This window comes from Sorangium sp. So ce281, from assembly GCF_051527395.1.
Classification (GTDB): Bacteria; Myxococcota_A; Polyangia; order Polyangiales; family Polyangiaceae; genus Sorangium; species Sorangium cellulosum_B.
In genome coordinates this window covers 2,174,347-2,187,297 of the sequence record NZ_CP150322.1, presented here as the reverse complement: position 1 = coordinate 2,187,297, position 12,951 = coordinate 2,174,347, and the positions used below count along the sequence as shown (strand labels likewise).

Sequence of the window (12,951 nt, the reverse complement as noted above, 5' to 3'; positions counted from 1 at the left end):
CGGCCTCGGGGAGCGACATGAACCACCGCAGCCTGCCAGGCGAGCTCCATGACGACGACCGGCCCTCCTGCGCCGCTCCTCCATCGCGCCCCCGACCCCCGCAGCAGCCCGGCTGGCCGCTCGTCTCGGCGCTCGTCGCCGCGGCGGCGATCGCGGCGCTCGGCTGCACCGCGAGCTCGGCAAGCCAGCCGGCGATCTCCGCGTCACAGCCCGCGGCGATGACGCCAGCGCAGATCGCGGCGCGCGCCATGCCGGCGGTCGTCACGATCCGCGGCGACGGCTCGCTCGGGGCGGGCTTCCTCGTCCGCGAGGACGGCTGGATCGCGACGAATTTCCACGTCGTCGCCGGGATGCCGGACCTCAAGGTGGTCCTCTCCGATCAGAGCGAGCACCCGGTGCTCGAGGTGCTCGCGTTCGACGAGGCTCGGGATCTCGCGATCGTCCGGATCCACGCGCCTCGGAGGCTCCCGCTGCTCTCCCTCGGCAACAGCGGCGCGGTCCGCCCCGGCGATCCGGTCGTCGCGATCGGCCATCCGCTCGGCCTCGCGGACACCGTGTCGAACGGCCTCGTGAGCGCGGTCCGCGTCGTGGATCCGGAGCTGACGCTGCTGCAGATCTCCGCGCCGATCGCGCCTGGCTCCTCGGGCGGCCCGCTGTTCAACGAGCACGGCGAGGTGATCGGCGTCGCCGCGGCGGTCTCGACGCAGGGGCAGAACCTCAACTTCGGCGTGCCCGCCGACTACCTCAAGCGGCTGCTCGTGCGCCCCGATCCCGTCCCGCTCTCGACGTTCGCGGCCGAGACGGCCGACGAAGAGCAAGGGCTGCCGGCGGTCAAGCGATCGGTGCCTCACCACGCGCTCGCGATCCTCCGCGGCTGCACCGAGGGCGACCTGCTCGTGCTGGCGCGCACGATGGACGGCGCGATCCAGGTCGGCTCGCCCCTCTACAACCAGGGGGATTTCGCGTCCTGCTATCACGTCTACGCGGGCGCCTCGCTCGACATGGAGCGCCGGCTCGGCCCCGCGTGCAGGGGCCCGCGGAACGCGCTCGTCGAGGGGCGGCGCAAGGCGGCTGGCCTCGACGACGAGGCCGCCCAGGCCTGGGCGATGCGCGACGCGTTCGACGGGCTGCTCGAGGTGATCTTGCGCAAGGTCCACGGCGAAGCGCGGTGAGCGGCGCCGCGCCGCGGTGGCGAAGGGGCCGGGCGCGGCGCGCCGCGGCCCCGGAGCGCGGTCGGGGTGCTGCTAGTCGAGCTGCGCCGGCGCCGGCCGGCCCGCGTCGTGCGCGACGGCGGTGCGCGCCGCGGCGCCGCGGTGCCCCGCCGCGACGACCCCATCCCCCGCCGGAGCGACGCCGTCCTCCCCCGCCCCGCGCGGCTCGCCCTGGTCGTCGCTGCCCCGCATGAAGGGCAGGATCCGCTTGAGCCACGAGGAGACGTCGTCGAACAGCGAGTAGGCGACCGGGGTCGCGAGCAGCGTCAGGAGGAGCGCCAGCGTCTGCCCGCCGATGATCACGAAGCCGGTCGCGCGGTTCGTGCCCGAGCCCGCGCCGCTCGAGACGACGAGCGGGATCATGCCGGCGACGAACGCGAGCGTGGTCATCAGGATCGGCCGGAGCCTGTCGCGGTTCGCCTCCAGGATGGCCTGCGCCCGCGGCAAGCCGTGCTCGCGCAGCTTGATCGTATGATCGATCTGGAGGATCGAGTTCTTCTTCACGACGCCGAACAGCACGACGATGCCGAGCAGCGAGAAGATGTTGAGCGACTGCCGGAAGAGGATGACCGCGATGAACGCGAACGGCACCGTCAGCGGCAACGACAGCAGGATCGTGATCGGGTGCAGCCACGACTCGAACTGCGCCGCGAGCACGAGGTACATGAAGACCAGCGACAGGAGGAGGGCGACGAGGAAGCTCTTCATCATCTTGACGAGCTCCTTCGACGCGCCGACGGGGCCCGCGGAGTAGCCGGACGCGAGGTTCATCTCCGACACGGCCTTGTCGAGCTCCTGGATGACCGTCTGCTGCGAGTACCCCGCCTCGAGGTTGGCGGTCAGCATGACCTGCCGCTGGCGGTTGTACCGCTCGATGCGCGACGGGCCCGTCCCCTCGGAGAACGACACCACGTTGTCGAGCGTCACGGCGCCGAGCTTGGTCGACGGCACCGTGATCTTCGCGAGGCCTTCCTTGTCGGAGCGGAAGCTCGGCAGCGCGCGCGCGCGCACCTCGTACTGCTCCCCGCCTTCGTTGTAGGTCGACACCTTGTACCCGCCGACCAGGAGGCGCAGGGTGCTGGCGACGTCGCCGACCTGCACGCCGAGATCGGCGGCCTTCTTGCGGTCGATGACCACGCGGAGCTCCGGCTTGCCGACGAGCAGCGAGGTGTCCGGATCGACGACGCCCGGGATCGCCTTGAGCTTCTGCAGCAGCGCATCGGAGTACTGGCCGATCTTCTGGAGGTCGGGGCCCTGCACCTGATAGGCGATCTGGGCGCTCTGACCGCCGGAGAAGGCGGGCACGACGCCGATGTTCGCCCGGAGCTTCTCCGCATCGAACATCGGCTTGAGCTCGCGCCGGGCGCGATCGATGAGGTCCTGCTGCGACAGCGCGCGCTCCGCCGCCGGCTTCAGCTTCACGTAGATGGTGGCGAGGTTCGGCGTCTTCTGCGGATCGTCGCCGATCGTCGTCAGCGTGTAGGCCACGCCGGGGAGCTTCTCGATCTGCGACGCGACCCGCGTGGCGATGACGCGCGTCCCGTCGAGGCTCACGCCCTCGGGCGAGCGCATGCCGACCTGGAACTGCGACTCGTCCTCGACCGGGAGGAAGTTGAACTTGGCCATGCGCCCGAGCACCGGGATCGAAACCAGCGCCAGGAGCGAGGCGAGCACGATCACCCAGCGGTGCGCCATCGACCAGCGGAGGAGCGCCATGTAGCCGCGCTCGATCGGCCCGTAGAAGCGCGACTCCTTGGAGCTGGCGGCGTGGCTCTTCTCCGGCTTCTTCAGCCATCGCGCCGACAGCATGGGCGTCAGCGTGAAGCTCACGATCAGCGACACGAGGATCGAGAACGCCATGGTGAGGCCGAACGAGTTCAGGAAGCGGCCGACGATGCCGCTCATGAACGCGACAGGGAGGAACACGGCGATCAGCGAGAGCGTCGTCGCGAGCACCGCGGGCCCGATCTCCTTCGTGCCCTGGAGCGCCGCCTCCCACGGGCTGGCGCCCTTCTCCTCGATCCAGCGGTAGCAGTTCTCGAGGACGACGATCGCGTCGTCGATCACGATGCCGACCGCGAGCGTCAGCGCGAGGAGCGTGATCCCGTTGAGCGTGAAGCCCGCCACCCTCATCAGGGCGAACGTGGAGATGATGCTCGTCGGGATGGCGATCGCCGAGATGAGCGTGCTGCGGGCGTTCGCGAGGAAGATCGCGACGATGATCGCGGCGAGCAGCGCGCCGAGCACGAGGTGCTCCTTGACGGCGTGGACCGAGTTCTTGATGAACTCCGACTGATCGCGGGCGACGGCGATGGCGTACCCCTCGGGGAGGCGCTTCTCCACCTCGCTGATCCGCGCCTTCAGCCCCTCGATGACCTCGACGGTGTTCGTCCCGCTCTGCTTGCGGATGCTGAGGAGCACGGCAGGATCGGGGCCGCGGAAGCCGGCGGACTCCGGCTCCGCCATGCCGTCCTGGACCTCCGCGACGTCGCCGAGCCGGACGGAGTAGCCGTCGCGGTTCGCGAGCACGATGTCCGCCATCTGCTGGACCGACTGCACGCGGCCGCGCGTCCGCAGGGTGAGCGCCCTGCCCCCTTGCTCGATCCGGCCGGCCGGGATCTCGACGTTCTGGCTCGCCAGCGCCTGGGCCACCACGCCGCCGGTCAGGGCGTACTTCTCGAGCTTCTCCGGATCGATCCAGATGTTGATCTGCCGGCTCCGGCCGCCGATGAGCAGCACCTGTCCGACGCCGGCGAGCGACTCCAGCTCGCGCCGGAGCGTCTTGTCGGCGAACTCCGTCACCGCGCGGACGTCCGCCTTCGGAGACGAGACGGCGAGGGTGAGGATCGGCGCGGCGTCCGGATCCAGCTTGCCGACCACCGGCGGGTCGATCCCTTCCGGCAGATCCGCGAGGATGCCTTCGACCTTGTCGCGCACCTCCTGCGCGGCGACGTCGACGTCCTTCTCGAGCTGGAAGGAGATCATGACCTGGCTGAGCCCCTCGACCGAGGCCGAGCGCAGCTCGTCGATGCCGCTGATCGTGTTGACCGCCGACTCGATCTTGTCGGAGAGCTCCGTCTCTACTTCCTCGGGCGCGGCGCCGGGGAGGACGGTCGTCACGACGATGAACGGGAACTCGACCTTGGGAAACCGGTCCACGCCGAGGCCGAAGTAGGAGAACGCCCCGAGCACCGTCAGGAGCAGGACGATCACCGAGGCGAAAACCGGCCTACGGATGCAGATTGCCGCGAGCCATTGCATGGTCGCTACCTTTCTTCAGTAATGAGGCGCGCGGTGCGCTCGGCTCACTGCGCCGCCGCGACCTCGATGCCGTCCGCCAGCTCGCTCACCTTGTCGATCGCGACCTCCTCCCCCTCGGCAAGGGGACCGACGACCTCGATGAAGCCTTCGATCTTGCGGCCGGGCTTGACGAGCCGCTCCGTCACGCGATCGCCCGACTTCACGAACACGCGCGCGCTCGTCCCGGAGGTGCCGACCGCCGACTCGGGGACGAGGATCGCCGTTCTTGACTCGCCGGTCAGCGTCAGCTGCCCCTGCGCGAAGAGGCCGGGGCGGAGCTTGCCCTCGCTGTTGTCGAACTCGGCCTCCACGGGCAGGGTGCGCGACGTGGCCTTCAGGCTCGCGCCGATCCGCTTCACGACGCCCGGGAACAGGCGATCGGGGAAGGCGGCGACCGAGACGCTGACCGGCTTGCCCACATCGATGTGCGCGATGTCCGCCTCGGGCACGTCGATGCGCAGCCGCAGCGGGTTGTCGCGGACCACGACCGCCACGACGCGGCCCGGGCTGGCGTACTCGCCGACGCTGATCCGCTTCTCGGCGATCGCGCCGTCGAAGGGCGCCCGCACCGTCGTGTCGGACACCGCCTTCGAGGCGAGCCCCGCCTGCGCCTGCGCGGACGTGAGCGCCGCGACGGTCGCGCGGATGCCGTTGACCGCGGCCTCGTACTGCGCGGTCGCGTTCTGGGCCTGCGTGCGCGCCGCGTCCCAGGTCGACTGGGGGACGGCGCCCTGGTCGTAGAGCTGCTTCACGCGCTCGGCCTCGGACTTCGCGAGCTCCATGCTCTGCTTCGCGGCCCGGACCTCCGGCACCTGGTCGGGATCGATGCCCTTCGGCGACGCGCCGTCTTGCAGCGCGAGCTTGGCCCGCGCCTGCGCGACGGCCGCGGACGCGGCCTGCGACTGGAGCGCGACGTTGCGCGCGTCGAGCACGACGAGCGGATCGCCCTTCTTGACCCGTGAGCCCACGTCGACCGCGACGCTCACGACCAAGCCGCCGATCTGCGTCGCCGCCTCGCTCGTCTCGTCGGCGACCAGGGTGCCGCTGATGTCCAGCGTCTGCGCGAGCGGGCGCGCGGTCACCTTCCCGAAGTGCACCGCGGGCTTCTGGCGTGGCGCGGCGGTGTCGCGCGCCGGCGACGGCTGCGCGTCCGCCTCGGGGCGGCGACACCCGGTCAACGTGGGCACCGCGAGCGCAGCGAGCAGCGCCGCGACGACGGCGGCGCGGGAGTGATTCGATGTGGCGCTACGAGCGCCGAGAGCCCATCGAGCGAAACGGCGCTCGGGTCCGCAAGGAGGATGTGTCATGGGGAGTCCGACCGGTTCTTTGCCAGCGCCTGCCGGTGCGGTCCAGGAGCAAAGCTGGCGGGCAACACACTAGGGCGCTGACCGGCCGGTCATCAAGGGGGTGTTCCGGGCAAGGTCTCCGTCCCTCTCGCACTTCATGCCGCGATGACCGCGAAAAAACGTGCTGGGACATGGGCGCCGGGTCGCGCGGCCGGCGGCCGGCGATGAAAAGGGCGGGTGAATCGCGGGTCACCTTCCCGAAAAGAAGCGCCGAGGGCACCGCCGCGGGGCGCACACGCCCTCCCACGGAGTCGACCACCGCGACGCGGAGGGTAGGCGACCATGTGAATACCGTCGTAGAAATTTTTAACTTAATTTAATACTCCGTTGCCGGAAATTGATCTGCCCCCTGGAGCACGGGAGATCCGGAGGCGAGGGGCGCGGACGAACGCCGGCTCAGCGCCATGGGTCGAAGGCGCCTCGGAGCGCAGGACCCGAGAGCTCGACGAGGAACGGGTCGAGCGCGCACAGCGCATCGAGCCACGCCACGTCGGAGGGCGAAGCCGTGGGTTGCTGGGCCAGGGACGCGAGGCGGCGGGCGCGGGTCGCGTGGGCGTGGGCGCGCGCCTCGGCATAGGGAGCCATCTCCCCGGCCGACATCATGAAGGCCCAGTCGCTGGATTGAAGGAGGAGGAGCTCGCGGATCGCCTGGTCCAGCGCGCGGCCGGGCAGGCCGCCCGCGTGGCGGCGACTCGAGAGCGCGCCCAGCACGGCGCGCTCGGCGTGGTGCGCGTGGCGCCACAGGAAGGACGCGCTCGGGCCCGTCCAGAATGCGCCGAACCCGCCTTCACCCCACGTCGAGGCGGCAGGCTCCACGACCTCGACGGGCGGATGGCGCTCCAGGTACGCGCCGAGCGCGATCGGAACGGCGCGATCCGAGGCCGCGAGGCGGCGCAGGGCGTGCTCGAGGAACTCGGGCCCTTCGAGCCACCAGTGGCCAAAGAGCTCGGCGTCGTAGGGGGCCACCAGGATGGGCGGGGCGCTCACGCCGCGGATCGACGCGAGCGCGGCCTCGCGGCGGGCCACGAAGTCCGCGGCGTGCGCGCGCGCCTGCGCGGCGGCGCGGGCCGGGTCGTACGGGGCCTTGTCGGGGCCGGGCCCGGTCACGCGATGGAGCTTGAGGCCGGTCATGAGCCGGGTGCCGTCGGGACCGACCTCCCCTTCGAGCTCGCGCTCGGGCAGGTCGAGCCCGACGTCGCGGTAGAACTCGCGGTAAACCGGGTGACCCGGATAGCCGGCGTCGCGCGACCAGACCTCGCGCGCGCTGTCGCGATCGCGCCCGAAGCACGCGAGGCCGGCAGGCGAGAGCACCGGGACGGACGCGCCGGCGGACGCGGGCGGCGCGGCGAGCGTGAGCGCGTGGGCGTCGAGCACGGTGAAGCGGACGCCCGCCGCCGCGAGATCGGCGTCGAGGCCGGGCGCGTAAGCGCACTCGGGCAGCCAGAGGCCGCGAGGCTCGGGCGCGCCGGTGAAGGCGGTGAAGGCGCGGCGGCCGAGCCGCAGCTGCGCCCGGATCGACGCCGGCGTGGCGAGCAGCCCGGGCAGGTACGCGTGCGTCGCGGCCGTGGTGAGCAGCTCGACGCGGCCCGCCCCGGCGTGGCGCACCAGGGCGCCCGGGACATCGCCGCCGAGCGCCTCCCACGAGCTCGCCGCGTCCGCGAGCCGCGCGCGGTAGAACGCGGCGGCCTCGGCGAAGCCGCTCCCGGCGAAGCGGGCTTCGACCCGGGCCGCCAGCGCGGTGAGCCGGCGGAGGTGGTCCTCGAACCGGCGAAGGAGCAGCTCGTCGCGCAGCATCGCGAGGAGCGACGGCGAGACGGAGAGGGTCAGCGGGGCGACGACGCGGTCGGCGGCGAGGCGATCGAGGACCCCGAGCAGGGGGAGATAACACTCCCAGAGCGCCTCGAAGAGCCAGCGCTCCTCCAGGGAGCGGACGTGCTCGGGGTGACGCACGTACGGCAGGTGAGCGTGGAGGACGAGGGCGACGTAGCCCGGCATGGAGCGCTGGGGGAGCGCTGGGGGCGGGAAACCGCCGTTCATCCCGGCGTGGTACGGAGAGCCCTTGTCGATTCCATTCTAGATGTTCTGGACGTGGCAGCCTTCCAGTCGAGTTACCCGCCTCAACCCTTCTTGAGCTCGGCCCCGAGGTCCGCTCCGAGGCGCTCGGCTTCGTGCGTGTTTGCGGGCCACGACAGGCGCCTTTCCGCCCTTCGCAACCGGGAGCCGTCGGGCTCGGCGAGGAGCGCCCGAAGCCACAGCGCGTCGCCGTCCCGCACCGCATAGGCGGCCACCGGCGTCCGGCAACTGCCTTCCACCGCGGCCATCACGGCTCGCTCGGCAGAGACGCAGATCGTGATCTCGGCGTCCGCGAGCGTCGCCAGGACGCCACGCACGCCGTCGTCCGCCGTGCGGCACTCGATGCCGAGCGCGCCCTGTCCGATTGCGGGCAACGACACCTCGGGCGACAGCACCTCCGTGGCGCGGCCTTCGAGGCCGAGCCGCTTCAGGCCGGCGAGCGCCAGCACCACGGCGTCGAACACGCCGTCGAACACCTTGCGGAGCCGGGTGTCGACGTTGCCACGGACCGGCTCGATCACGAGATCCGGGCGCGCCTCGCGCAGCGCGACCGCCCGGCGGAGGCTCGAGGTCCCGACCCGGGCGCCCGCCGGCAGCTCCGCGAGCAAGGCGCCGCTCCGGGTGACGAGCGCGTCGCGAGGGTCCTCCCGCGCGGGGATGCAGGCGAGGCACAGCGCCGGGGCGATCTCGGCGGGGACGTCCTTGATCGAGTGGACCGCGAAGTCGGCGCGCCGGTCCAGGAGCGCCTCCTCGAGCTCCTTGATGAACAACCCTTTGCCGCCGATGTCCTGGAGCGAGCGATCCTGCGTCTTGTCGCCCGAGGTCACCACCTCGAGCTCGCGCAGGGAGAGATCGGGCACCGCCGCTTCGAGGGAACGAGCGAAGGCGCGGGACTGGGCGAGGGCGAGCGCCGAGCGGCGCGTGGCGAGGGTGAGCTCCGTGGGCATCACGCTCCCTTTAGCCCAGCTGCGCTCACGACCGCGGCTGGATTCGCGACGGCCATGACGCCCGCCTCGGCGGGGCGCCCGCTGGGCTGCCGCGCGTAAACGCCGTTGTCCTCTGCAGCCTGGGGGCGCGGATCGACGTGCCGGGGCGAGGCGCTGCCTCGATTGCCGGAGGCGGGAGGCGCCGCCCCGCGGGCGGAGCGAGGCGTGGGAGGCCCGTCCACCGCGCCGCGCAGCTCCCCCTCGGCGAGCGCCGAGGCGGCGGCGTTGTCGGACGGCGCGCCGTCGATGTCGAACAGCTCCCGGAGCGAGTCGACGTGCTCGGCGACGCGGGGATCGCTGGCCATCGCGCGGAGCCGGGTGGTGGGCACGTGGAGCAGCTTGTTCGTGGCGGCGTCGATCATCATCGCGAGGGCCTGGCGCTCGGCCACGCCGAGGTGCCGGAGCTTGCCAGAGAGGCTGCGCTCGACCTCGGCCACGAGGATGGATCGCGTGCGGGACCGCAAGCCGACGATCGTGGGCGTCAGGGCGCGCTCGAGCGTCCACGCCTCGAAGGCCTGCGCCTCGTCCGCGACGATCGCCTCGGCCCGCGCCGCCTCGGCGGCGCGCCCCTGGACGGACTCCGCCACGATCTGCGAGAGGTCGTCGACATCGTAGAGGTACACGCTGTCGAGCTTGTTGACGGCGGGGTCGATGTCACGCGGGACCGCGATGTCGATGAGAAACAGGCTCCTGCCCTTCCTGGCCTTGCGGGCTCGGCGGACGAGGTCGGGCGTGACCACGTAATTGGGGCTCGAGGTCGACGAGATCACGATGTCGGCGTCGATGACGGAGCGCTCGAGGTCGGCCCAGGGGCGAGGCTCGCCGCCGACATCGCGGGCGAGCGCGGCGGCGCGGTCCGGGCTCCGGTTGACCACGATGAGGCGGGTGCCGGCGCGGACGAGGAGCTTCGAGGCGGCCTCGGCCATGTCGCCGGCGCCGATGAGCAGCGCGGTGTGACCGGCGAGATCCGCGAAGATCTGGCGGGCGAGGTCGATGGCGACGCTGGAGACCGAGACCTGCCCGGCGCCTATCGCCGTCTCCGTGCGCACCCGCTTGCCGACCTTGATGGCGCGGTGAGCCGCGCGGCCGAGCCTCGCGCCGAGGGTCTTCGCCCCGCGGGCCACCTCGATGGCCGCCTTCATCTGTCCGAGGATCTGCGGCTCGCCGACGACCATCGAGTCGAGCGACGCGGCGACGCGGAAGAGGTGGAGGACGGCATCGCTCCCGACGCGGCCCGCGAGGTGGCCCCGGACGGCCTCTCCGCCGAGGCCGACGAGGATCGCGACGGCGGCGCGCAGCGCCTCGTCGTTGCGCGAGAGCGCCTCGTCCGACGGCGGCGGAGCGCTCCCGGGGCGGTACAGCGCGGGCGCCTGCTGCCGGGGTGAGGCGTAGATCTCGACGCGGTTGCAGGTGGAGAGGACGAGCGCCTCGCCGATGGCAGGGTGGGCCGTGAGGCGCGCGAGGACCTCGGGCAGCCGATCCCGCCCGATCGCGAGCCGCTCGCGCACGTCGATGGGCGCGGTCTTGTGGGAGAGCCCGACGAAGATCACCTGCGCTAGCCTCCGAGCCCCGCAGCGGGACGGACGAGATAGATGATGAGCACCGCCCCGGCGCAGGCGAGCCCCGCGATGGTGCCGTACGCCGCGCGGCGGCCGCGCCAGCCAGCGGCGGCGCGCAAGAGCAGCACGAGCGCGATGAGGAGCCATGTGGCGTAGCCGAAGATGGCGCGCATCACCTCCTCGGCGTTGCCCATCTCGAGCTGGTGCGCCCAGTACGTCCCCGTGACGATGCCGAGCGTCAGCAAGGGGAAGCCGGCGCTCAGGAAGCGATGGACGGCGCGGTCGAGCGTGTCGAGCGCCGGGAGGTTGCCCATACGCTCGAGATGCCGCTTCCGCTTGAGCCGCTTCTCCTGGACGAGGTAAAGCGCGGCAGAGGCGCCGGCGAGCAGAAAGAGGGCGATCCCGAGCAGGTTCGCCATGACATGCGCCGCGATGAACAGCGGGCTGAGCTTCGGCTCGGGGTGCGGCTTTCCGAGGAAGAACGTGCCGAGCAGGAAGGCGAGCCCGAGCGGCCCGATGAGGAGCCCGAGCGCGTCGATGCGAAAGCGATGGCGGGCGACGAGGTAAACGGCGATCGCGAGGAGGGACGCGACCGAGAGCATGAAATGAACGGAGTGCACCGGGCAGACCCGCGCGACGAAGCTGGCGAGCGTGACGTAGGTCGCGTGCCCGAGGGCGCCCAGGCCGAGCAGCAAGGGCGCGTGCCGCGAGGCGGACGCGGCGACCCCGGCGCTCGGCCGAGCGCCGGGGTCGTGGACGCGCGCCCTCGCGCCGAAGAGGCCCCCGAGGTCGCCCGCGGAGGGGAGCCGGGCGCGGCTGCGGGCGACGTCGAGGAAGAAGAGCGCGCTGGCAGCGCTGTAAAACAGCAGGGCGAGCGCGAAGCTGATCCCGGAGATGACCTCGGGCATGGCCCCGTTATAGCCTGCCTCACCGGGGATGGCCCGCCGGCCGCAGAGGCGGGAGCGTACTCTCGTAGGCCGAGGCCTGACAGCGCGGATCCGCCGGGAGAGGCGGGCGCGAGAGACCGTGTCGGCAGCGCCTCGCCGCCGCGGGTGTGGCGCGCCGGCGGGGGCGTCGAAGCAGCCGGGCGCGGCGCCCAAGCAACCGGGCGCGGCGCGCTACATCTTGCTGGTGAGGAACGCGGCCAGGAGTTCTTCGTCGCTCGTCGGGCTGCTGCTGGTCGCGGTCCCCGCCGGGGCGGCCTTGCGGTGCTCGGCGAACGTGCCCACCGGGGCGCCGATGAACCCCGGGATCACGTCGTAGGCGTTGTCGCCGATGATCATGGACCCCTCGAGGATCTCCGCCCCGAGCTCCCGCAGGAACGCCCGCGTCTTGACCCTGCCGAGGACCTCGTGGATGTCCGCCGAGCCTGTCACCTCGCGGAGCACGCGGATCGCCTCGATGATCTTGTAGCGGCGGCCCTCGGTCTTGATCAGAAGCTCGTCGTTGTTCAGATCGACGCGGTCGCTCGCGATCCAGTCGTCGAGCGCGGCCTGCGGAAAGAACACGCGGTTCTTCATCGCACGCAGTCTACTCAAAAATGAGCCGGAGCGGTTGGGTCGCGATGCCAGCCACCAGGGGTGAGCCCGAGCCGACGCGCCCCAGGCCGCAGGCGCCCCAGGCCGCAGGCGCCCCAGGCCGCAGGCGCCTCAGGCCGCAGGGGGCACCACCGGGGGCGGAGGCACCGAGTCCCGACGCAGGCCGCGGAGCCGCGCAGGCAGGTGCCAGAGCGACTCGAAGATCCCGAGCAGCACGTAGAAGCCGAGCAACCACACGAGCACGAACGCGGGCTGAAGCTGCGTCGAGATCACCGCGCTCGACCCGACAGCGAACGCCACGAAGAGCACCGTCCGGACGTTGAGCCGGAGATCCTTGAAAGAGCGGAACCGGATGGTCGAGACCATCAGCAGCGACAGGAGCGTCGTGGTGGCGAGGATCGCCGACGCGTAGCGCTCGCCGCCGATCTCGCCGGCGGCCGCGTGGTTCGCGACCACGATCGAGACGAGGATGCCCGCCGCGCCCGGGATGGGGAGGCCGACGATGTACTTCGAAGGCTTCGTGGGCTTGCCCGCCTCCCCCATGGAGAGGACGTTGAAGCGCGCCAGCCGGACCGCGCCGCAGGCCGTGAAGATGAACGACACGAGCAGCCCCGCGAGATCGAAGCGGTGCAGCGTCCACTGATACACGAGCATCGACGGCGCCACGCCGAACGAGACGATATCGGCCAGCGAGTCGATCTGCAGGCCGAAGGCGCTCTGGGTCTTCGTCATCCGCGCGACACGCCCGTCGAGGGTGTCGAAGAACATCGCGAAGACGATCAGCAGCGCGGCGCGGTAGAAATCATCTTCCGATTGCGCGGTCGCGGAGCGCCGGATCGAGTCGAAGCCACAGAAGATCGATGAGAGCGTGATCAGGTTCGGAAGCAGGAACAGCGTCTTCCTGAGCTCGAACCGCCGTCGCTTCCGGATCATGCCGC

Annotated in this window: 9 protein-coding genes; 1 reads left to right on the top strand and 8 read right to left on the bottom strand. The window is 71.6% G+C overall.

Annotation, left to right across the window (positions count from 1 at the left end; genetic code table 11):
• Nucleotides 1-17 precede the first annotated feature (17 nt).
• Nucleotides 18-1,172, top strand: a complete 1,155-nt coding sequence (locus tag WMF27_RS08250; protein ID WP_437769463.1) for a S1C family serine protease — start codon at nt 18-20, stop codon at nt 1,170-1,172.
• 72 nt (nt 1,173-1,244) lie between these two features.
• On the opposite strand, the gene WMF27_RS08245 is transcribed toward WMF27_RS08250, so the two are convergent.
• From WMF27_RS08245 to pssA, 8 genes are all read right to left on the bottom strand, one after another.
• Nucleotides 1,245-4,472, bottom strand: a complete 3,228-nt coding sequence (locus tag WMF27_RS08245; protein ID WP_437769464.1) for an efflux RND transporter permease subunit — start codon at nt 4,470-4,472, stop codon at nt 1,245-1,247.
• Nucleotides 4,473-4,516: 44 nt separating this feature from the next.
• Entirely contained in the window at nt 4,517-5,698 is a 1,182-nt protein-coding gene (locus tag WMF27_RS08240) for an efflux RND transporter periplasmic adaptor subunit (protein WP_437769465.1), read from the bottom strand.
• Nucleotides 5,699-6,253: 555 nt separating this feature from the next.
• A complete protein-coding gene (locus WMF27_RS08235) occupies nt 6,254-7,894 on the bottom strand; it encodes a glycoside hydrolase family 57 protein (RefSeq protein ID WP_437769466.1) in 1,641 nt (546 codons plus the stop codon).
• Nucleotides 7,895-7,974: 80 nt separating this feature from the next.
• On the bottom strand, nt 7,975-8,880 hold the full coding sequence (gene hemC, locus WMF27_RS08230) for a hydroxymethylbilane synthase (protein WP_437769467.1): 906 nt from the start codon (nt 8,878-8,880) through the stop codon (nt 7,975-7,977).
• Nucleotides 8,877-10,466, bottom strand: coding sequence for a glutamyl-tRNA reductase (gene hemA, locus WMF27_RS08225; RefSeq protein WP_437769468.1), 1,590 nt, complete (start codon nt 10,464-10,466; stop codon nt 8,877-8,879). Before hemA ends, hemC begins: the two co-directional genes overlap by 4 nt.
• A gap of 5 nt (nt 10,467-10,471) precedes the next feature.
• A complete protein-coding gene (locus WMF27_RS08220; RefSeq protein ID WP_437769469.1) occupies nt 10,472-11,383 on the bottom strand; it encodes a cytochrome C assembly family protein in 912 nt (303 codons plus the stop codon).
• Nucleotides 11,384-11,593: 210 nt separating this feature from the next.
• On the bottom strand, nt 11,594-11,995 hold the full coding sequence (locus tag WMF27_RS08215) for a hypothetical protein (protein ID WP_012234257.1): 402 nt from the start codon (nt 11,993-11,995) through the stop codon (nt 11,594-11,596).
• Between the two features lie 129 nt (nt 11,996-12,124).
• The gene (gene pssA / locus WMF27_RS08210; RefSeq protein WP_437769470.1) at nt 12,125-12,946 is read right to left on the bottom strand and encodes a CDP-diacylglycerol--serine O-phosphatidyltransferase; all 822 of its coding nucleotides are present in this window, start codon (nt 12,944-12,946) and stop codon (nt 12,125-12,127) included.
• Nucleotides 12,947-12,951 lie beyond the last annotated feature (5 nt).

Bases quoted from the DNA above. Each gene is read 5' to 3' on its own strand.
- WMF27_RS08245 (WP_437769464.1), bottom strand. From the start codon at position 4,472: ATGCAATGGCTCGCGGCAATCTGCATCCGTAGGCCGGTTTTCGCCTCG.
- WMF27_RS08250 (WP_437769463.1), top strand. From the start codon at position 18: ATGAACCACCGCAGCCTGCCAGGCGAGCTCCATGACGACGACCGGCCC.
- WMF27_RS08220 (WP_437769469.1), bottom strand. From the start codon at position 11,383: ATGCCCGAGGTCATCTCCGGGATCAGCTTCGCGCTCGCCCTGCTGTTT.
- WMF27_RS08215 (WP_012234257.1), bottom strand. From the start codon at position 11,995: ATGAAGAACCGCGTGTTCTTTCCGCAGGCCGCGCTCGACGACTGGATC.
- pssA (WP_437769470.1), bottom strand. From the start codon at position 12,946: ATGATCCGGAAGCGACGGCGGTTCGAGCTCAGGAAGACGCTGTTCCTG.
- WMF27_RS08235 (WP_437769466.1), bottom strand. From the start codon at position 7,894: ATGAACGGCGGTTTCCCGCCCCCAGCGCTCCCCCAGCGCTCCATGCCG.